This window comes from Thalassospira sp. CH_XMU1458, from assembly GCF_037027205.1.
In the GTDB taxonomy this organism is placed as follows: Bacteria; Pseudomonadota; Alphaproteobacteria; order Rhodospirillales; family Thalassospiraceae; genus Thalassospira; species Thalassospira tepidiphila.
Window position 1 is genome coordinate 763,392 of sequence record NZ_JAYMDW010000002.1, and the last position, 20,894, is coordinate 784,285.

Here is a 20,894-nt window from a genome sequence, read left to right on the forward strand (position 1 = left end):
TGGAACCGGCCAGGTGATTTCGCCTAGTTCATTCCAATCACTTTCACGGTGTCATTGCGTGGAATATCAATGACCTTGTGACGGGTGATGTAGTTTTCCATCAGATCGTAGACCGCTGGTCCTTCAACGCCTTCGTTGACGGATGCCCAACCGGCGACAACATAGCTGCGATCCGCTTCAATCGGCTCGCCAGTCTTGATCATTGTCATGTTCGAGATACGGTTGCCGATGCTTTCCTTGGGTGCACAGCTATAGGCCATGCCACCGACACGAACCATGTCACCCCCCTGTTGGAAGAACGGATCCTTGTTAAACAGGTTGTCACAAACGTCCTCGAGGATTTCCTTGATCTGCGTGCCAGTGAATTCCAGACGATAAACCGACGGGTAATTCATGCTGGTCTGGTTATAAAGATCATCGATGGTGATATCGTCACCCGGAAGCAATGTCGTACCCCAACGGAATCCCGGGCTAAATGCCAGTTCCGCATCTCGTTCTTCCATGATGCCCTGACAAATCAGGTCATCCCATGTCCCGTTGAAATTACCGCGGCGATACAGCAGACCTGATGTCTTGCCGATGACGCGATTGCACTCCGCCTCATAAGGTGCGCGGACCTCGTCAATCTTGGCGGCCATTTCCGGATCCGGATCGATTACATCCGAGAACACCGGAATAAGTGCTGAATTATAATCGGTTACGCGCCCATCTTTAACTTCCAGATCAACGCGCCCCAGATATTTGCCGTGTGAACCCGATGACAAAAGCAATGTATTGCCGATCTTGATCGCCTCGGGCACCGCGTCGTGGGTATGGCCTGTCAGGATGACATCAATGCCGTTCACAACGGTCGCCAGTTTCTGGTCCACGTCAAATCCGTTATGCGACAACAGGACGACCACAGCGGCCCCGGCCTCGCGCGCGGCGTCGACATTGGCCTGAATGACTTCCGGGCGAATACCAAACGACCAGTTCGGGATCATCCAGCGCGGATTGGCAATCGGGGTATAGGGCATGGCCTGCCCGATCACCGCGACCTTGTGCCCGCCGGTTTCATAAAACGCGGTATGTTCGAAAACCGGTTCATCCCATTCCGTGTCAAAAACGTTGCTGGCCAGGAACGGATAACCAAGATCATCAACGATCTCCTTGACCCGATCTTCGCCAAAGGTGAATTCCCAGTGCCCGACCATCGCGTCCGGCTTGAGCAGCTTCATGCAATCAACCATGTCCTGCCCATTGGTCTTGAGCGACGTGTAAGACCCCTGCCAGGTGTCACCACCATCAAGGAACAGAACGTTGCTATCCCCGCGTTCCGCACGGATCGCCTTGACCAGCGTCGCGGTGCGATCAAGGCCGCCAAGCCGTCCGTAAGTCCGCGCCATATCGACATAATCGACCATGGTGTGCGCATAGGCGAGCGGACTGCCGCGCTTTATCCCGAAGTGGGACAGGAATTCCTCGCCAACAAGATGCGGCGGAATGCCTTCAAACGCCCCGACACCGTAGTTTTCTGATGGCGGGCGGAAATAGACCGGCTTTAGCTGGGCATGAACATCGGTGAAGTGCAAAAGCGTAATGCTGCCTTTGCTGTCAAACTTCAAAAGATCGTCCTGAGTCAGACGCTGTTGGGCAGCCACACGGGTCAAACTACCCATATAGCCGGTCGCTGCGGTGGTCACAGCTGCCCATTGCAAAAATTCACGGCGCGAAAACATTTATTGGTGGCCTCCGGGCAATATTCACCTGTTCGGCAACGCGGCCGAGGCATTTAAAGGAAGAAAGGCGGGGCAACCGGGAGGATAAGCCAATCACCCCTGTAGTAACTTTTGAATCTTATTGGCGAACTGCAGGTGTCTCGACGGACAAGCCGGTGCCACGCCAGGTCACATAGACCTCAAGCGCCATCAGTTCGTCAGAAAATGCAGCCGGGAATTCCGCACGGGTATCACGGATGCAACCGCGAAAACGGTTATGCAGTGACACCAGACTGGCCTGCTTCAGGCGATAGGTCGGGAACCCGTTGACATTGCCCTGACTGAGATGGTCGGCGCGAATGTAGTTGCCATTGTTCTGTTCATGACAAGATGCACAGGAAAGATTGAGCTGCCCGGTCCGGGTGTAATAAAGCTCGTTGCCCTTCTCCCACCAGCTCTGCATGTGCCCTTCGGCAAGATCGATGGCGACCGGCGTGCCCAAAGACTGATGTTTGACATAGGCGGTCAACGCCTTTTGCTCAGGCGCATCAAACTTATAGGCCTCTGCCTCCATCTCTTCGGTGCGGCACTTGTTGATCTGAAGTTCCACATTGATCGGGCGGTTGGATGCTTCATCCCATTTCGGGAAGCTTGCCCCGACACCAGCCATGCTTTCCTCGGCATCCCCGTGACAGGATGCGCAGGATTTACCGGCACTTCCGTCAACCGTATTCCAAAGATCCGCACCGTCCTGCACTTCAAGCATTCCGGGATTTTCAAAGGTATCGGTTTCCAGAAGACGCGTTTCTTCGGTTCGATACAGCCAGCCTGACAGCACCTCGTCAAGCGGGTGACCTTCTGGCGGTGCTGCACGGGTGATCATCTGGATTTCGCCGTCGATGACGAGTTCATCGTCAACCGGCCCACCGGCAAACGCAATCCCCGGGACAAGTGCGGTCATGGCAACCGCAGCAGCTTTGGCTATGATTTGGTTTCTCAAGACATTCCCTCCCGATGCAGTGGCGGGCCCGTGATCACCTGGATCAAGGACCCGTCCCGAATCATTTCATGGCGATCTTGTTTTCAGTCTCGTAGACAGAACCGTCATCATCCAACCAGCTGAACTTGAATGTTCCAGCCTCGTTAACCTTGGCGGAAAACTCGATATAGGGGTTGGCGGAAATTGCCGGCTCGAGTTCACAGGAAAACACGGGCTTGCCGTTGAATTCACAGGTGAACTTGTTGATGATTTGGCGCGGGATGAGATTGCCATCCTTGCCCTTGCGCAAACCTGATTCCATCGGATGGTTGATCAGGGTCTTGATGGTGATGATCTCACCAGCCGATGCGGATTTCGGCACCTTTACACGCGGCTTGATATTTTCCATTTGACTTTCTCCCGATCCGATCAGCCGCCGCAACCACCGATGGTCACTTTGACTTCTTTTTTATCCATGAAAACCTGCCCCTTACTGGTCTTTGCGACCGCAACCACATTCTGGGTTTTCGCAAGACGCATGCGGGTTTTCGCCTCGGCTGCACCGCTCATCGGCGTGAAGTGGAATACAGCGACATCCGGGTTGGGGTTGCCTTCGGCATAGATGACAACCGACTCAACGTAATCGTCATCCGTCATCGGGCTTGCCACAGACACCTCGATCGGCACGGTGTTGCCGTTTTCGGCAATTTCCGGCGTCGTCAGGGTCAGGTCACCACCCATCGCGGGCTCTTTACCACCGGCAAAGTTTTTGATGCTTTCGGCTGTGGCTTCCGGCGTGGCAGAGGCGGACAGCGAGAAGCCGAACACTCCGGCTGCAGCTGCACCGACCGATGCACAAAGCATTTGGCGTCGTGTGAGATTCATCTTGGTTCCTCGGTGGTTGTTATTCTTTGAGCGTCGCCAAATAGGCCACGACATCTTCAACTTCCTGCGCGGTCAGGATTGTTTTGCCGACCAGATCTTCGCGGACATTGATGCCGACATTCAGCGAATAGAAACCCGGCATAACCGTCTCTTCGGAGAAAACTTCTTTGGCATCAGCCACGATGGCGCGAAGTTCGCCCTCGCTCCAGCGGTCGGCAGCACCATCAAGCGGCGGCCCGACTTCGCCGTGGAACAGCTGGTCGCTTTGATCTTTGACAGCGTGACATGCCAGACAGTTGCCAAGGCTACGATTGGCAAAGACCTTACGCCCGTTTTCCGGGTCTCCCGGCTGGCTGGTCAATGACTGGGATACAGACATGTCATCGAATTTGACATCGGCAGGTGCGAGTGCATCAGCTGCGGCAAGGGCCGGAAGGCCAACGATCAGGCACGCAAGAAAGGTTCTTGGTTTCCAAGACATGGCGTTGTGGTTCCTCCTGTGACGATGCCCCTGCCCTCTGTGTGGCATATGAACATCCCCGGTCTGACATCTGGCGGCTCTGACGGCGCCTTTAGTTCAAGTTATTCAAACTCAACTTTTAATTCAACACATAAATATGATATTTTTAATGTTTCATGTTCTGAACTATTAATTATGCATACATTGCAAGGGGTTGTTACTGCCCTAATCGCCCCTCCTCCTGAAGCTTCTGAATGATGCGGGCATGATATTTCTGGAAGTGCTCGTCGGTTTCGTAGCCCTTCTCGTTTACCCAGCGAAACATATTCAGGAACGTCCATTTGCCAAACGCACCGGGCATGGTCGCAACCGCGGCCTCGGCGGCATTTTTGCCGTCTTCCGGTGCTTCTTCAGGCAGAAAAACGATGGTCGGGGTAAAGACATAGCCCCACTTGCGGGCGGCGGTTTTCTCGCTCAGCACGTCGCCATCGAGATCAGTCACTTCTTCGTCGCCAAACATGTTGTATTGGACGACCTTGAAGTTCTCCTTGATATAGTCGGATACCTCTGGATCGCTCAGCAGTTCGGTATGCATCTTGGCGCAATAGATGCAGCCACGCTGTTCAAAGATCATCACGAGGCGCTTGTTTTCATCCCGGGCGGCCGCGATATCGTCGGCAATGTCGCGAAATGTGATCGAAAACCAGTCCTGCTTGTGCAGACCATCTTCGCCCACGGTTTCCGCGTGCGATCCGTGTGACCAACTCATTACCAGCAAACCGGCGAGCAGATATTTCGCCAAAGGCACTCCACGCAGCAGATGACGCATATTCATGACGCAACTCCTATCCGAGGGTCGAAAGCGAAGGGAAAGTTTCAAGCAACCATTGGGCGATGGCCGACATCTGCCCGGTCATGAACAAGACACCGGTCAACACCAACAAGATCCCCATCGCACGTTCAACAGTGTGCATGTGTCGTTTGAATTTTCGGGACCAGCCAACGAATTGCCCGGCGAAAAGCCCCGCCAGCGCAAAGGGCAAACCGATTCCCAGCGAATAAACCGCAAGCAACCCAGCCCCGCGCAATGCCGTGCTTTCCGCCCCGGCAACAAACAGGATTGCGGCCAATGCTGGCCCCACACACGGTGTCCAGCCAAAGGCAAAGGCAAGCCCCATCACATAGGCCCCGACAAGACCCGCCGGCTTTTTCGCAACGTTGACCCGCGCATCGCGATACAAAAGCGATATCCGGAACACCCCCATGAAATGGAGGCCCATGACCGCAATCATGATCCCGGCAATGATCGATAAAATGTCAAAATAGCTGGCCAGTGACTGACCAATGACGCTCGCCGTCGCGCCAAGGGCGATGAAAATCGTGCTGAAACCCGCGACAAAGGCCAATGCCGTAAAGAACACCTGGCGTGACTTCGCACTTGCGACCGCGCGATCATCAAGATCCGCCACACTGACCCCTGCCAGATAGGCAAGGTATGGCGGCACAATCGGCAAAACACATGGCGTAAAGAACGACAACACCCCCGCAAGGAAGGCTGCGCCGAAACCAATATCGAGCAATTCATGTTCCTCCCGGCACTGTGGGTATCTGATTTTGGAATTTGTTTATCAGCGCCTATTCAAAGAATAGTATTTTTCATATATATAATTCAATCATAACTTTATGTAGAATCCAGACATATGAAAAAACCGCACATTTCCCGGGTGTTCCGGCTCACTCTGGCCATGATTTTCGCATCACAGATGTGGATCGGCTCTGCATTGGCGACCGAATTGCTGATGCTTGAACAAAAGGGATGCGCATGGTGTGTCCGCTGGCATCAGGAAATCGGCGAAGCCTACCCCAACACCGATCAGGGCAAACTGGCCCCTCTTCGCCGTGTTGATATTCAGGAATGGCCCGAAGACCTTGATCACATCGCGCGTGAACGTGTTACACCGACATTCGTGTTAATCAGCAACAACCGGGAAGTCGCCCGCCTGCGGGGTTATCCCGGCGATCATTTTTTCTGGCCGATGCTTGACGAGATGCTCTCGCAATTGCCGAACGATTAGGAAAACTGTATATTCGGTTTGAAGCACAGTATCCAATCGTGTATTGACCTCGATGTCTGGTATAATCGGACATCTAACGGCTTTGGCCCTTTAACCGACGAGCACAGCAAACGATGGCCCTACCACGTTTCAAGCAAAACATGGACTCGACCGAAGCCGAAGCTCTCCTCAAGCAGGCGCGCAAGGCCAGCGAGATGCTCAAGGCGCTGTCGCATGAGACACGCTTGCTGATCCTTTGCATCCTCCAGGAAGGCGAAAAGTCGGTATCCGATCTCGAAGAAATTCTGTCCATGCCCCAGGCCGTTGTATCACAGCAACTGGCACGGCTTCGCATTGATGGTCTGGTCTCGGCCCGCCGCGAAGGCCGCATGATCTATTACCGCATTGTCGATACAGAAATGGCGACCATCATTGGTACGCTTTATGACTTGTTCTGCGCCCCGGTCCGCGACGAAGAAAAGGCCGCTGCCGAATAGGCGACAACTGCTGATCGAAAAAGCTTCCTTGAATTAGAACAGAAAAAACGTCACGATTCCGCCGACGCCTTGGCAAAAAATTACAATCAACAAGGCGGGAGGAAAACGTCATGCTGGGTTTGGATAATCCTTGGGCCCTGCCGCTTGTCGGTGTTTTGACCGGCATCGTGGTGGGATTTGTCGCACGTCGACAACATTTCTGCACGATGGCAGCCCTTGAACGCTATTGGTTTGCCGCCAATAGCATCGGTCTGCGCGCCTGGGTGCTGGCGGCCATCACTGCACTGTTCTGCACCCAAACGTTTATCGCCCTTGGCGTTATTGATCTTTCCAACAGTTTCTACATTACCCCGACCCTGCCGATTGCAGGCAGCATTCTGGGCGGGCTGATGTTTGGCTTTGGCATGGCCTTTGTCGGCACATGCGGATTTGGCGCGATCATTCGTCTGGGCGGTGGCAATCTGCGTGCACTGGTTGTCCTGACCGGTATCGGACTAGCCGCCATTGCTGCCCTTCGCGGCGTAACGGGCCATTTTCGTGTCTGGTTTCTTGATCCGCTGTCGATTGAGTTCACCTCGGCCGGATCGCAATCGATTGGCGCGATCGCATCAAACGCCAGCGGATTTGATCTGCACTATCCGATTGCCCTGCTGATCAGTGCCATCGGCCTTTGGTGGGTCTTTCGCAGTTCTGATTTCCGTGCCGAACGCGCAAAGGCGCTTGGCGCCATCACAATTGGTGCCTGCATATCGCTTGGTTGGATCTGGACGACGAGCTTTGCAAAATATCGCTTTGTTGAAACCCAGATCGAGGCAGGCTCCTTTGTCACCCCGGTTGGCGATACAATCATGCAGATCATCACCGTTACCGGGGCCCTGCCCGATTACGGGGTTGGATTGGTGATTGGGGTGTTTCTGGGCGCGGCACTGGCAGCTTGGAAAAGCAACGACATGCGCTGGGAAGCCTGCGATGACGCCCGCGAACTTGGTCGCCACCTGCTTGGCGCATTTTTGATGGGAACTGGCGGCGTTTTTGCCCTTGGCTGCACCATCGGCCAAGGTGTCAGCGCGTTCTCCACGCTGGCAATTTCTTCGCCGATTGTAATGATCTCGATTGCCATCGGCGCGCGGGTCGGCCTTGGCGTCCTTCTTGAAGGATCACCGTTTGGGTTCCTGCGCGCAATATCGCTGCGCAAGCACGGTTAAACCAAAACCCACGCAGCAATTATCCCGCCACAACAAACCGATATGCCGGACGTGCCCGCTCGATCACGCCAAGGCCTGGATGCGGCATGTGAAAGCCGATAATCCGCGATCCATCGACGGCAAGCCGATCGAGCAGCATCTTGCGCGTGGCAATGCCCTTTTCGGCATCCTGATCAGATCCGCTTGGCCATTCTGGATGGATCAAGGAGACGGCAACATTGGTAATGGCATCGCCCACCACAAGTGCGCTGTTTGATCCGTCATGGATCATGAAAGATGTATGCCCGGGTGTGTGACCGGCAGTATCGACTGCCTCGACACCGGGTACCACCTCTGCGTCATAATCGAACAACTCGATACGATCCTCAAGGAAGGCCATGCGGTTGCGCGCCCCGACCACAAAGCTTTTGCGCGCGTCGGGCGTTTTTTCAAGCGTATCCTCGGCCTGCCAGTATTCCCACTCGATCCGGTTCATGTGATAGCGCGCGTCGGCAAAGATCAATTCGTCGAAATCATCAATCAGCCCCCACAGATGGTCGGGATGCGCGTGCGTAAAAACAATATCGGTCACTTCATCCGGGCTGACACCGGCCGCATCAATGTTGTCCATAAGCTTGCCGGCTGACGGCATGAAATTCGGGCCAGCGCCAACATCAAACATCACCACCCGATCACCACGGCGCAAAACGGTGATGTTGCAATCGGGCAGCAACGCATCCGTTGGTTGCCCCTCGGCCTTAAGCAAAGCAACCAGTTCATCCTGTGACACATCAGGAAAGGCAAAAGATAACGGCAACATCAGATTACCATCCGATATGACCGTGATGTCTGACGCACCAAGTTTCAGGGAACCAAGCGCTGACGCAGCCCCGGGAAACAACCCGGTTGCCCCCATACCCGCCAGTGCCAACGAAGATTTCAGAACATTACGACGAGACCAGGAATTGCTTCCAGACATTGCATCCTCCACATATATGTTTTTTTGAATGAATGCACTCATGGTTGATTTGGTCAACCTAAAAACATACCAAGTGGAGCTTTCCACACGCCAACAGCCCCGGATGCCACACCAAAGCCCAGGTACGACACCTAGGTCGCGTCGTGTACTTTTTTCTTTATTTACAACGAACTAAAGGAAACATTGATCTCACTGCATTCAGTGTCGATCTACCGCCCTTTCAACAATCTCGTCGTGGTCCAGAACGGGGGCGACGTCGATATCACTGGCATCCATCATCCCTGAAACACGTTGCAGGGCTGCGATGAGAAACGTCTGTTCCCATTCTTCAAGATTGTTGAACTTGTCCGAAAAACGGTCATGAAGCGCCATCGGCGCGCGATCCAGAATGGCCCTGCCTTGATCGGTAAGCCTGACGAACACCTTGCGCTTGTCGGTGTCGCCGCGCTCGCGTGTCACAAGCCGCATCGCCTGCAACTTGTCGACAAGCGCCGTGGTCGATGCCTGGGCCAGATTAACCTTGGCCGCGATCTGGCCAACCGTCATCTCACCGAATTCCTCAAGCGATTGCAAAACAAGAAGCTGGGATGTTTTAAGCCCGGTCACTTTACCAAGCTTTTTGGCGTGGATATCACTCGCCCGCAAAATGCGGCGGATGGAGATCAACGCTTCATGCAATTTATCCATTGTTATTTTCCGGACGTTTTTCGTTTCTATAGCAAGCGTTGTTTTAGCCCCGGACCCGCGGCTGCGCAACGCTTTAAGACACTTTTATATCGAATTTCGATCATTTATTCCATCGATTATCGCTCTATTCAGGAAACAATATTTCATCGAAAGAATATTATCCTTATCGAAGGGCGATACATCAATGTTTAGCTTAATATCAATAACTTATAGAGTTTCACAGGAAAGTCACAGAGAAGGGGTTGATCAATTTGTATCGTTGTTCTATACATCTCTCGCGACATAAATGATCGTGTATCGAAATAACAGAGCAGGCAGACCGATGAAAATTGCCAACACAAACGGCAATACCGGCCAGAAAGCCAACCTGATTATCCGTAAACCCAAGGCCACAGACGGCGCTGCGGTGAATAACCTCATTGCCGACTGCAAGCCGCTGGATGAAAACTCGATGTATTGCAATCTGCTGCAGTGCTCGCACTTCTCAGGCACGTGCGCGATTGCCGAACTGAACGGCGAAGCCGTCGGTTTCGTTTCGGGCTATATCGTCCCCGACCAGCCTGATCAGCTTTTCATCTGGCAGGTGGCAGTTTCGCCCAAGGCCCGAGGCCTGCGTCTGGCGAAGCGTCTGATCCTTGACATTCTGGATCGTCCGTCCTGCCACAACGTCTCGCAGCTGAACACAACGATCACCTCGACGAACGCACCGTCGCAGGGTGTCTTCCGTTCCGTTGCGCGCGAACTGGGTGCTGATGTTAAGCGCAAGGTCCAGTTTGAACGCGAAACACACTTCGAAGGCGCCGCTGCCAGCGAAATTCTTTGGCAGATCGGTCCGTTCGAGCGCGAAGACGTCGAACGCGTCGCCGCCTAATCCGGCTGACCTAATTTCCCCACTTGTCATACGCGAAATGGCATCGACCATTTCTGGAACATCCGGCACGCCGGAACGTTCGGTATGACAGGTGGACTTGATTTTCCCAATCTGAAAGAGGGAACTATGACTGTATTTGATCGCCTTGAATCGGAAGTTCAGAGCTATGCACGCTCCTTCCCCGTAACCTTTGAAAGTGCTGAGGGCGCTTGGCTGACCGATGTCGATGGCAACCGCTATCTTGATTTCCTTGCCGGTGCCGGCACGCTGAACTATGGCCATAACCATCCTGTCCTGCAGGAAAAGCTGATTGATTATATCAAATCAAACGGCGTAACCCATGGTCTGGACATGCACACCAAGGCCAAGGCAGCCTTTCTTGAAGCGCTCGAAGAGAAAATCTTCAAGCCGCGCGACATGGAATACAAGGTCCAGTTTACTGGCCCGACCGGCACCAACGCCGTCGAAGCTGCTCTTAAACTGGCCCGTCGCGTCAAGGGCCGCGAAACCGTGATTTCGTTTACCAACGGCTTCCATGGTTGCACGCTTGGTTCGCTTGCCATCACGGGCAACGAACATCATCGTGGTGCTGCTGGCGTCTCGCTTGATAATGCTGTTGCAGTACCGTTTGACGGTTACATGGGTGACGGTGCTGATACCACCGAGTATCTGGACCGTGTCCTTTCGGACAACTCCAGCGGCATCGCCCTGCCCGCAGCCGTGATCGTCGAAACCCTTCAGGGTGAAGGTGGCCTGAATGCCGCTGACTTTGGCTGGCTCAAGAACCTGGAAAAGGTTTGCCGCAAGCATGACATCCTTCTGATTGTCGATGACATTCAGGCGGGCTGTGGCCGTACCGGTACGTTCTTTAGCTTCGAACCTGCTGGCATCAAGCCGGACGTTATCACGCTGTCGAAATCCCTTTCGGCGTATGGTCTTCCGCTTGCCGTAGTTCTGATGAAGCCGGAACTCGATGTCTGGCATCCGGGCGAACATAACGGCACCTTCCGTGGTAACAACCACGCGTTTGTGACTGCCGCTGCTGCGCTTGACCATTTCTGGTCGGATGACAAGTTTGCTGCTGATGTACGCGACAAGGCTGCGTTCCTCGAAACGCGCCTCGATGAAATCATTGATCGCTATGGCGATGGCAAACTCTATCGCAAGGGCCGTGGCCTGATGCAGGGTATCTGCTTTGAAAGTGGCGAACTGGCATCGAAGGTCACCAAGGAATGCTTCAAGCATAACCTTGTGATCGAAACCAGTGGTCCGGAAGATGAAGTGGTCAAATGCCTTGTGCCGCTGATCATCTCCAAGCAGGATCTGGCACATGGACTGGAAATCCTTGAACTGGCAACCGCCAAAGCCATGGGCAAGGACGTTTCCCCGTCCAAAGCAGCCGCTGAGTAACATAGTTTGGGCGACGCTTAACTGCGTCGCCCGGCCCCACAACTTAATTATATCAAAGAGTTAAAAATGATTGTTCGTACTCTGAAAGAATGTGAAGCATCCGGTCGCCGCGTGGTTTCGGACAACTGGGAAAGCACCCGCCTGTCGCTCGCCGAAGATGGCATGGGTTTCTCGTTCCACATCACCACCATTTATGCCGGCACCGAAACCGAGATATGCTACGCCAACCATTTCGAGACGGTTTACTGCATCTCGGGCAACGGCGAAGTCGAAACCATTGCTGACGGCAAGAAATACAAGATCGAGCCGGGCACGGTTTACATCCTTGACAAGCATGACCGCCACTATCTGCGTGGCGGCACCGAGGACATGGTAGTTGCCTGTGCCTTCAACCCGCCGCTGAATGGCCGTGAAGTGCATGACGAGAACGGTGTTTATCCGCTCGATGGCGAAGCACTCGCAAGCTAACAATTTCTGGTCGGGCGGCACCTAACGACTGCCCGACCATTTAAAGCATATTCTTTAAAGGAAACGCCCCTAAAGGAGGCAACATGCTTTCAGCCCAGAAAAACAAGGACGCAGGGCATAGCGTTCACAAGATCGGCGGTACGTCGATGACCCAGGTTGATGCGGTCATGGACAACATTCTTGTCGGCAACCGTAAGGAAGACGAGCTTTACAACCGTGTCTTTGTTGTTTCGGCATATGGCGGTTTTACCGACCTTTTGCTGGAAAACAAAAAGACCGGTGAACCGGGCGTCTATCAGCTTTACGCCGGCTCGGAAACCGATTGGGCCTGGGGCGATGCCTTGACCAAGGTCTCCGAAAAGATGTGCGCCATTAACGAAGAAATTTTTGGCGACGCGCCGGAACTGAAACTTGCCAATGCCTTTGTACAGGAACGCATTGAAGGCACGCGCAGCTGCCTGATGGATCTTCATCGTCTGTGCAGCTTCGGTCACTTCAAGCTTGAAAAGCATCTTCTGACCGTACGTGAAATGCTGTCAGCCATTGGTGAAGCGCACAGTGCGCACAACACCATGCTTCTCCTGCGCGCCAAGGGTGTGAATGCGGTCTTTGCCGATCTTTCGGGCTGGCGTGAGCCAGAGGCCTCTACCCTTGATGGTCGTATTGGGAAGGTGTTTGATGACATCGACCTTTCCAAGCAGCTTGCCATTGCGACGGGCTATGCCCAGTGCAGCGAAGGCCTGATGAGCATCTATGGCCGTGGCTACAGTGAAGTGACCTTCTCGCGCATTGCCTGCCTGACCCAGGCGCGCGAAGCGATCATTCACAAGGAATTCCACTTGTCGAGTGCTGATCCGCGCATCGTCGGCGAAGATGCTGTGCGCCCGATTGGCCGCACCAGCTACGACGTGGCCGACCAGTTGTCGAACATGGGCATGGAAGCCATCCACCCGCGTGCGGCCAAAGGCCTTCGTCAGAACGATATTCCGCTGAGGATTGCCAATACCTTTGAACCGGAACATCCGGGCACGGTTATTGACGATCATTGGGAGCCGGAAAACAGCCGTGTTGAAATCGTGACTGGCGTTCCGACCGCGTTCGAGATTGAAGTCTTCAATCAGGATATGGTTGGTGTTCCAGGTGGCGAGGAAGCGATCCTGAACGTTCTGAAACGTTACAAGGTCCCGACCGTTACCAAGAACCTGAACGCCAATACGATTACGCATTACGTGTCGGCACCGCTCAAGCAGATCCGCCGCTGCGTTGACGAGATCGAGGCAAATCAGCCAGAGGCAACCGTTCAGACCCGTAAGGTCGCTATTGTCTCGGTGATTGGTGCCAACATCGAACAGCCGGGTCTGTTCGCCCGCGCGGTATCGATCCTTGATGATGCCGGTGTTGAACTGGTGGCCTCCCACTATCCGAGCCGCCGCGTTGATCTGCAGTTTGTTGTTGCCGAAGGCGACTTCAACAAGGCAATTGTCGCCCTGCATCGCGGCCTCGTCGAAGGCAAAAAAGAAGAAAGAGCATCATCCAAGCAAACCAAGGATGACAGCACCGAAAAACAGGAAAAGCTCAAGGCTGCATAAGCCAAAAGGGCATCCGAACATCACAGCAAAACCCGCAAGTGCCGCATTGGCCTTGCGGGTTTTGTTTTGCCTTGATCATATGCTTGTCAGTTTTGATGCAGCGCGATAGGACTTAAAGGATAATCGGGGCACACCAGCAAAACAGACGGGACATCGACCATGACCACGCATAACAGCAAAGCCATCAACGAACTCCTCGACGTCATGGCAAAGCTGCGCAATCCCGATGGTGGCTGCCCGTGGGATCTCGAACAGGATTTCTCCACCATTGCCCCCTACACCATCGAAGAAGCCTACGAAGTGGCTGATGCGATTGCCGACAATGACATGCCAGAGCTTTGCAACGAGTTGGGCGATCTGCTGTTGCAGGTGGTGTTCCATGCCCAGATGGCGAAGGAAGCCGGTCATTTCGAGTTCGAAGACGTCGCCAACAGCATCGTTTCAAAAATGATCAGCCGTCATCCGCATGTTTTTGGCGACGGGGATGCTACGACGACCGATGGCGTCAATCAGACTTGGGAAAAGATCAAGGCCGCCGAACGCGCCCGGAAGGCCGAAGACAAAGGACACGAACGCCACAGCGCCCTTGATGGGGTCGCAAGCGCCCTGCCCGCGTTAATGCGTGCGGAAAAACTGACCAAACGCGCCGCGCGTGTCGGGTTCGACTGGCCCAGCACCGATGAAGTCTTTGACAAGCTTCACGAAGAAATCGACGAACTCAAAGCCGAAATGACGGAAAACCCGGATCCGGCCCGTTTGCAGGATGAACTTGGTGATATGTTGTTTGTGATGGCCAATCTTGCGCGCAAGATCGGTGTTGATCCCGAAGTGGCCCTTCGCGGCGCGAACCATAAGTTCACCAAACGCTTCCACTTCATCGAAGACGAACTGGCACGCGACGGCCGCACGGCTGCGGACTCCGATCTGGCTGAAATGGATAGTCTCTGGGATGTGGCGAAAAAGACCGAACGCGGTCAGGTCTGATCAAACTCAGGTAAAGAGCGGTATCAGAATTTCATTGATTTCTGCCCACAGCTCCTCGGAGCTGGCGCACAAAAGTCCGGCCGCCGTGGCATTGGCGTTATATTCATTGTTCTTGTCGGCAGTGATATAGCGCGCATAGCCACCAGCCTCACGCACCAGCAATGTGCCCGGCGCATGATCCCAGGGTTTAAGTGTCCGATAGGCACAGAAATCAAACGCCCCACGCGCTGTTTCCTCATACTCGGCACCACAGCAGGAATAATGCGCAACATCGGCAAAGAAATCGAGATGGCCGTAATGCTTGCGGATGCGGTCCCGTGCGTAGGAAATCAGAAAACCTTTGGCATCAGACGCCTTGGTGATGTTGGAACGCACGGAAACCGGCTGATCCCGGTAACGCGTCCCCGACCCCAGTTCTGCAACGGTTGCCGCCCCTTCAATCGGATCGACAATCCAGGCAGCAACGGTTTCGCCACCAGAATAAAGGCCGACCATGCAACGGAACGGTTGTTTGTGATGGGCGAAGTTCTTGGTGCCATCCACCGGATCAATGATCCAGAACGGATCATCGCCAGCAAAGATCCGCTCCTGCAAAGTCGGGTCTTCATGGGCGGCTTCTTCGCCAAGGGCGCGGCTGCCCGGCAAAAGATCGGTCAAACGGCGAGTCAGAACGCGCTCAGCTTCAGTATCCGCAATCGTCACCAGATCCATCGCATGGGTCTTGGTATCGATATCTGCATCATCCAACTGGCCAAAACGCGGGGCAATTTCAGCAGCCGACACTTCCCGAATGATTTCGGTCACTTTGTCCATATCGACTTTAATCGCCACGCGCTCTCTCCCTATCAAACCAGATGAACATCGAGCCCGGCCTTGGCACACCAGTCTTCGAAACGGCCAACGCGGGTCGTATCGACGCGCACCTGAACCGAAATGCCGTCGGCACCTTCGTTGCGTTTCAAAACCTCGCCCTGCTCATAAAGCCGCGCCAGTGATTTGCCATCCGAATACGGCACACAAAGCTCAAACACCGGCATATCTTCGGTCAGCCGGTCTTCAATCAGGCCAAGCAATGCATCGCAATTGGTACCTTTGATGGCTGAAATCGCGATCGTATTGTCATGGCGCGCAGAATATTCCGAAACGGCTTGCAGTTCTTCGCCTTTGAGCTGATCAATCTTGTTCAGCGCCTCGACAAGTTCCTCGCCGTCAATCGCCTTCTTAAGCCCAAGCTCCTTAAGAACTTCAAGCACATCAAGCTTTTGCTCTTCGGTTTCCGGCGAAGCCGCATCGCGGACATGAACAATCAGGTCGGCTTCAAGAACTTCTTCAAGCGTTGCACGGAACGCCGCGACAAGATCGTGCGGAAGATCTGACACAAATCCCACGGTATCAGACAGAATAACCTTGCGACCACTTGGCAGGATCAAACCACGCATGGTCGGATCAAGCGTCGCAAACAGCATGTCCTCGGCAAAGACCTCGGACACGGTCAGCTGGTTAAACAGCGTCGATTTACCGGCGTTGGTGTAACCGACAAGAGCCACAATCGGATACGGCACCCGACGGCGTGCTTCACGGTGAAGTTCGCGCGTCCGTTTGACTTCTTCAAGCTCACGACGGAGCTTGGCAAGCTTGTCACCGATCAAACGACGGTCGATCTCGATCTGACGTTCACCAGGACCGGCAAGGAAGCCACGCCCACCACGTTGACGTTCAAGGTGCGTCCACGTCCGGACAAGGCGCGACCGCTGATAGCTCAGCAGTGCCAGTTGAACCTGCAAACGGCCTTCACGCGTCCGCGCGCGATCAGCAAAGATTTCAAGAATCAGGCCGGTCCGGTCAATAACCTTGCATTTCCACTCGCGTTCCAGATTACGTTGCTGGATCGGGGAAAGCTGGCCGTTGATCATGACAATGTCGGCCTCAATGGCCTTGATCTGCAGACCAAGACGTTCGGTAACGCCTTTGCCAAACAGGGTTGAAGGCCGCAATTTCGCGATGGGCACAATTTCCGCGCCCACCACTTCAAAATCAAGTGCACCCGTAAGACTGACCGCTTCTTCGAGACGCGACGATGCGTCGCGCCAAGCACCGGTCTGGTCTGCGCGTTTTAGTTCCGGGTGGAAAACTAGGACCCGGGGAGCTTCTGGCGTATCGCCGCCCCCCGAAGTCAGAGATTCTTCAGCTATTTTCTTCTTCCGTCGCAGGCTGGCTCGGATCAAACAGTTTGATCGGCGTCGTCGGCATTACCGTCGAAATCGCATGTTTGTATACGAGCTGGGTATGAGCATCGCGCCGCAGCAAAACAGAGAAATTGTCAAACCAGGTAATGATGCCCTGCAATTTGACTCCGTTGACCAGAAACACGGTAACCGGCGTTTTGTTTTTACGGCAATAATTCAGGAAGACGTCCTGAACATTCTGTGATTTTTCCGCCATCGGTTAGACCTAGCCTTCTTTTATGAGCGTTTTTTTGGTTTCGGGCGGTCAAGGAAAATGTGGAACCGTCGACTTAAAGGTCTGTCACGATTCCGGCCCCATTTTTAATGACCTCTATGAACTATAAGACTTTCGAGAAGCCTTTTACAACCCCTACAAGCGCCCCGCAATCAGCGAAATGCCAATCAGGGCTAAGAGTCGCGGAATTCTGCGTATCGCCGTGACCGGTAATTTCATCGCCAATCAGAATTGCAGTCGCCCCGACGTTGCGCGCGCACTGAATATCGACCACGCTGTCGCCAACAAACCACAGATTCTCATATTGCGGCGCCGAAGAGTCGCCCATCGCCAGATGCACCGGATCGGGTGCCGGTTTGTCCTTGGCGGCATCGGTTGCACCGACAATCCTGCCAAAAAATGGTGTCCACCCAAGGTGATCGGCTTCCTTGCGCAAGAAATCCCCGTTCTTGTTACTGACCACCCCGATATAAGTGCCGTTATCACGCAGTGCACATAACAGATCATGCGCCCCGGCCAACGGCATCAGGGTTTCAAGATGAATAGACTGGAAGTGACCATAAAAGCTGTCTTTGGCCTGCTCCCAGCGATCTTCACCAAACAAGATCGGGAAACTGTCTCGCATCGAGCGCGCGACACGCTGCTTGGTTTGGTCAAGCGTCCATGTCTCAAGCCCGAAGTCGTCAAATGTCATGTTAAGCGCTGCCTGGATCGTTCCCCAGCTATCGACAAGGGTGTTATCCCAGTCAAATATGACGGCCTTTGGCGGATGGGGCAATTGATCAGACATTTGAACTTCCGTTGGCAGGATCGGGAATATATTGTATGAGGATTACGGCAGCGCTCTGATTTATCAGAAGTATTCCAGACGAACAGCGAACATCTTTTCGACCTTCTTGATCTGTTCCGAACCGGCAAATACGACAATCCGGTCGTTGGCCTCGATCACGGTGGCGGCGCGCGGCATCACAACTTCGCCATCGCGCAAAATGGCCCCAAAGACCACGCTTGCCGGCATCGCGATATCCTTGATCGCCTTGCCAACAATTGGTGCAGTTTCAAGTGCCTCTGCCTCAAGAACCTCGCCAAAGCCCTCTGACAGGCTGTGCACGGCACGAATACGGCCGCGGCGTACATGATGCAGGATGGTCGACACCGTCGTCATACGCGGGCTGATCACCACATCCACGCCAAGTTCGGAAACCAGCGAGTTATAGGTGCTTTTGTTAATCAGGGTCAGCGCACGCGGGCAGCCATACCGCTTGGCCAGAAGTGATGCCAGAATGTTGGTTTCATCGTCATTGGTCAGCGCAACAACCGCCTCGGCATTGCCGACATTGGCTTCTTCAAGCAGTTCCGGATCAAGAACGTCCCCGCGCAGAACAACGCTTTTCTTTGGCAGTTTCTGCGCGACATAGCGCGCGCGTTCCGGATCGGCTTCGACCAGTCGGGTGGTCACCCCCGGGAAGTTCTTGTTGATTTCCTCGGCCAGGAACAATGCGATGTTCCCGCCGCCAAAAATCACGATACGGCGTGCTTCGGGGTCTTCATGACCAAAGGCCGACATTGCGCGATCCACCTGGTCGCTCGATACGGCAAGATACACAAGGTCACCCGCCAGCATCTGGTCATCGCCCTTGGGATAGACGGCCTTGTCACCGCGGATCATGCCAAGGATCGAGATGTTAAGATCCGGGAAAAGCTGATGAAGCTGACGCAACGGCGTATTGATCACCGGGCAATCATCGCTACACCGGATGCCAAGGATTTTGACCTTGTCATCGGCAAACGGGATCATGTCGAACGCACCGGGTGCCTGAAGGCGGCGTGCAACCGCGCGCGCGACTTCCATCTCGGGCGAAATCACCACATCAATCGGAAGCTTTTCACGGCCAAACAGGCTGGCCCATTCCGGCTGCAAATAAGTCTGGCTGCGGATACGGGCAATTTTGGTTGGCACGTTAAACAGCGAATGCGCCACCTGACAGGCTGTCATATTGACTTCATCGGCAAAGGTCACCGCGATCAGCATGTCGGCCTCTTCGGCGCCGGCCTGCTGCAACACATCCGGGTGCGACCCAAAGCCAATGATGCCCTTGACCTCAAGCGTGTCGGAAATCTTGCGTACCAGTTCTTCGGACTGGTCGATCACGGTTACATCATTGTTTTCCGCAGCCAGATATTTGGCAATGTGGAACCCCACCTGCCCGGCGCCGCAAATGATGACCTTCATTTCGAATTCTCCCGTTCACAACAGTCCATGGTGAGTTTGGGCTTATTGACCGTTCACACCAAGGCTTTTCAGCTTGCGATGCAAGGCTGAGCGTTCCATGCCGACAAAGCTTGCCGTTTTGGAGATATTCCCGCCAAAACGGTCGATCTGTGTCTGGAGATATTCTTTTTCAAACATCTCCCGCGCTTCGCGGAGCGGCAATGCCATGATTTCACTGGTCTTGTCAAAACTTAGCGACGTCGGCACGTCAGAAAACAGCTCTGATGGCAGCATTTTACCACTGATCAGATCCACCTTGTCGTCATCATCGGGCGCCATGATCATCAATCTTTCGATGACATTGCGCAACTGGCGCACATTGCCCGGCCAATCATAAGCATGCAGGGTTGCCATTGCCTCGGGCGAAAGTTTCCGTTTGGGAAGCCCCGTCGCATCGGCATAACGATCAAGGAACATTTCCGCCAACATCGGAATATCTTCGCGACGCTGCTGCAAGGATGGTACTTCAAGCGGCACAACATTGAGGCGGTAATAAAGGTCCTGGCGGAATTTCTGCTCGGCAATGCGTTGTTCAAGGTCGCGTGCAGTTGTTGCGATAACGCGCACATCAACATTGACCGGAACCGATCCGCCAACGCGTTCAAACGTTTGATCCTGCAAAACCCGGACAATCTTGCCCTGGGTTTCAAGCGGCATATCGGCCACTTCATCAAGCAACAAGGTCCCGCCATGGGCCAATTCAAGCACGCCTGTGCGCGCCTCACGATCCGAAGTCGCAACCGCACCAAACAGCGATTCTTCCATGGTGTCGGGCGAAATATTGGCACAGTTCAGCACGACAAACGGCGCCTCGGCACGGGCGGATTTCTGATGGATCAGGCGCGCGACAACTTCCTTGCCCGATCCGGCCGGCCCATGGATCAGAATGCGGCTGCCGGTACGCGCAACCCGTTCGGCCGACTGGCGCAGGTTGTTCAAAACCGATGATTTGCCAACGAGTTCGGTATCGCCGCCGGCCCGCAAGGTCAGTTCACGGTTTTCACGGCGCAGGCGCGCATCATCAATGGCGCGTTCGACCACCATCAAAAGGCGGTCAGTATTGAACGGTTTTTCGATGAAGTCATAGGCACCGATGCGCGACGCTTCGAGTGCCGTTTCAATATTACCGTGACCGGAAATCATCACGACCGGGACTTCGCTGTGCTCGCGCTTGATCAGCTTAAGCGTCTCGATGCCATCGTGATCGCTTTCATCCATCCAGATATCAAGCACCACAAGGCTCGGCCGACGGGCGGCAACCTCTGACAGCGCGCCCTGGCTTGATCCTGCCTGACGGGTTGTATAACCCTCGTCCTCGAGGATGCCTGATATCAGAGCCCGGATATCTTCTTCATCGTCGACAATAAGAATGTCGTGCGCCATGTCGTGACCAAATCAATCTTTTTCTTGTTTCGATT

23 protein-coding genes are annotated in these 20,894 nt (G+C 54.2%); 8 read left to right on the top strand and 15 right to left on the bottom strand.

Annotation, left to right across the window (positions count from 1 at the left end; genetic code table 11):
• Positions 1-23: 23 nt before the first annotated feature.
• The 7 genes from soxB to WBY09_RS10965 form a co-directional block, all read right to left on the bottom strand.
• A complete protein-coding gene (gene soxB / locus WBY09_RS10935) occupies positions 24-1,718 on the bottom strand; it encodes a thiosulfohydrolase SoxB (RefSeq protein WP_197147458.1) in 1,695 nt (564 codons plus the stop codon).
• A 118-nt stretch (positions 1,719-1,836) separates the two neighbouring features.
• Entirely contained in the window at positions 1,837-2,697 is an 861-nt protein-coding gene (soxA, locus tag WBY09_RS10940) for a sulfur oxidation c-type cytochrome SoxA (RefSeq protein WP_197147457.1), read from the bottom strand.
• Positions 2,698-2,758: 61 nt separating this feature from the next.
• The gene (gene soxZ / locus WBY09_RS10945; protein ID WP_336232721.1) at positions 2,759-3,085 is read right to left on the bottom strand and encodes a thiosulfate oxidation carrier complex protein SoxZ; all 327 of its coding nucleotides are present in this window, start codon (positions 3,083-3,085) and stop codon (positions 2,759-2,761) included.
• Between the two features lie 20 nt (positions 3,086-3,105).
• Positions 3,106-3,561 (bottom strand): thiosulfate oxidation carrier protein SoxY, encoded by a 456-nt coding sequence (gene soxY / locus WBY09_RS10950; protein WP_008891065.1) that lies wholly within the window; start codon positions 3,559-3,561, stop codon positions 3,106-3,108.
• A gap of 19 nt (positions 3,562-3,580) precedes the next feature.
• Positions 3,581-4,042 carry a sulfur oxidation c-type cytochrome SoxX gene (soxX, locus tag WBY09_RS10955; protein ID WP_064781412.1) on the bottom strand — a complete coding sequence of 154 codons (462 nt, stop codon included), beginning with the start codon at positions 4,040-4,042 and terminating at the stop codon, positions 3,581-3,583.
• Positions 4,043-4,238: 196 nt separating this feature from the next.
• Complete coding sequence (locus tag WBY09_RS10960; protein ID WP_197147456.1) at positions 4,239-4,856, bottom strand: SoxW family protein; 618 nt, start codon at positions 4,854-4,856, stop codon at positions 4,239-4,241.
• Positions 4,857-4,866: 10 nt separating this feature from the next.
• Positions 4,867-5,601 carry a cytochrome c biogenesis CcdA family protein gene (locus WBY09_RS10965; protein WP_197147455.1) on the bottom strand — a complete coding sequence of 245 codons (735 nt, stop codon included), beginning with the start codon at positions 5,599-5,601 and terminating at the stop codon, positions 4,867-4,869.
• A 120-nt stretch (positions 5,602-5,721) separates the two neighbouring features.
• On the opposite strand from WBY09_RS10965, the gene WBY09_RS10970 reads away from it, so the two are divergent.
• The 3 genes from WBY09_RS10970 (at position 5,722) to WBY09_RS10980 (ending at position 7,777) form a co-directional block, all read left to right on the top strand.
• Entirely contained in the window at positions 5,722-6,096 is a 375-nt protein-coding gene (locus WBY09_RS10970) for a transcriptional regulator (RefSeq protein ID WP_197147454.1), read from the top strand.
• Between the two features lie 113 nt (positions 6,097-6,209).
• On the top strand, positions 6,210-6,572 hold the full coding sequence (locus WBY09_RS10975) for an ArsR/SmtB family transcription factor (protein ID WP_040823953.1): 363 nt from the start codon (positions 6,210-6,212) through the stop codon (positions 6,570-6,572).
• Positions 6,573-6,682: 110 nt separating this feature from the next.
• Entirely contained in the window at positions 6,683-7,777 is a 1,095-nt protein-coding gene (locus WBY09_RS10980) for a YeeE/YedE family protein (protein WP_197147453.1), read from the top strand.
• Positions 7,778-7,796: 19 nt separating this feature from the next.
• Here the strand turns inward: WBY09_RS10980 and WBY09_RS10985 are convergent, their stop codons facing one another.
• Together WBY09_RS10985 and WBY09_RS10990 are read right to left on the bottom strand one after the other, a co-directional pair.
• On the bottom strand, positions 7,797-8,735 hold the full coding sequence (locus WBY09_RS10985; protein WP_252724119.1) for an MBL fold metallo-hydrolase: 939 nt from the start codon (positions 8,733-8,735) through the stop codon (positions 7,797-7,799).
• 198 nt (positions 8,736-8,933) lie between these two features.
• Positions 8,934-9,422 carry a MarR family winged helix-turn-helix transcriptional regulator gene (locus tag WBY09_RS10990; protein WP_008891073.1) on the bottom strand — a complete coding sequence of 163 codons (489 nt, stop codon included), beginning with the start codon at positions 9,420-9,422 and terminating at the stop codon, positions 8,934-8,936.
• A gap of 322 nt (positions 9,423-9,744) precedes the next feature.
• Here WBY09_RS10990 and ectA point away from each other — a divergent pair, with 322 nt between their 5' ends.
• The 5 genes from ectA to mazG all read left to right on the top strand — a co-directional run bounded on the left by ectA (position 9,745) and on the right by mazG (position 14,744).
• Positions 9,745-10,293 (top strand): diaminobutyrate acetyltransferase, encoded by a 549-nt coding sequence (gene ectA / locus WBY09_RS10995; RefSeq protein ID WP_286792491.1) that lies wholly within the window; start codon positions 9,745-9,747, stop codon positions 10,291-10,293.
• Between the two features lie 126 nt (positions 10,294-10,419).
• Entirely contained in the window at positions 10,420-11,703 is a 1,284-nt protein-coding gene (gene ectB / locus WBY09_RS11000; protein WP_197147450.1) for a diaminobutyrate--2-oxoglutarate transaminase, read from the top strand.
• 66 nt (positions 11,704-11,769) lie between these two features.
• A complete protein-coding gene (locus tag WBY09_RS11005; protein WP_008891076.1) occupies positions 11,770-12,171 on the top strand; it encodes an ectoine synthase in 402 nt (133 codons plus the stop codon).
• Between the two features lie 83 nt (positions 12,172-12,254).
• Positions 12,255-13,760: an aspartate kinase gene (locus WBY09_RS11010; RefSeq protein ID WP_197147449.1), complete on the top strand. Its 1,506-nt coding sequence runs from the start codon at positions 12,255-12,257 to the stop codon at positions 13,758-13,760.
• 159 nt (positions 13,761-13,919) lie between these two features.
• Entirely contained in the window at positions 13,920-14,744 is an 825-nt protein-coding gene (mazG, locus tag WBY09_RS11015; RefSeq protein WP_197147448.1) for a nucleoside triphosphate pyrophosphohydrolase, read from the top strand.
• Between the two features lie 6 nt (positions 14,745-14,750).
• Here mazG and WBY09_RS11020 read toward each other — a convergent pair whose 3' ends face one another.
• The 6 genes from WBY09_RS11020 to ntrX form a co-directional block, all read right to left on the bottom strand.
• Positions 14,751-15,575, bottom strand: a complete 825-nt coding sequence (locus WBY09_RS11020) for an inositol monophosphatase family protein (protein ID WP_252724118.1) — start codon at positions 15,573-15,575, stop codon at positions 14,751-14,753.
• A 14-nt stretch (positions 15,576-15,589) separates the two neighbouring features.
• Positions 15,590-16,921 (bottom strand): GTPase HflX, encoded by a 1,332-nt coding sequence (hflX, locus tag WBY09_RS11025; protein ID WP_414716644.1) that lies wholly within the window; start codon positions 16,919-16,921, stop codon positions 15,590-15,592.
• A gap of 7 nt (positions 16,922-16,928) precedes the next feature.
• On the bottom strand, positions 16,929-17,186 hold the full coding sequence (gene hfq / locus WBY09_RS11030) for an RNA chaperone Hfq (RefSeq protein ID WP_008891082.1): 258 nt from the start codon (positions 17,184-17,186) through the stop codon (positions 16,929-16,931).
• A 121-nt stretch (positions 17,187-17,307) separates the two neighbouring features.
• Positions 17,308-17,994, bottom strand: coding sequence for an HAD family hydrolase (locus WBY09_RS11035; protein WP_197147446.1), 687 nt, complete (start codon positions 17,992-17,994; stop codon positions 17,308-17,310).
• A gap of 63 nt (positions 17,995-18,057) precedes the next feature.
• The gene (trkA, locus tag WBY09_RS11040) at positions 18,058-19,437 is read right to left on the bottom strand and encodes a Trk system potassium transporter TrkA (protein WP_008891084.1); all 1,380 of its coding nucleotides are present in this window, start codon (positions 19,435-19,437) and stop codon (positions 18,058-18,060) included.
• 42 nt (positions 19,438-19,479) lie between these two features.
• The gene (gene ntrX / locus WBY09_RS11045) at positions 19,480-20,859 is read right to left on the bottom strand and encodes a nitrogen assimilation response regulator NtrX (protein ID WP_008891085.1); all 1,380 of its coding nucleotides are present in this window, start codon (positions 20,857-20,859) and stop codon (positions 19,480-19,482) included.
• Positions 20,860-20,894 lie beyond the last annotated feature (35 nt).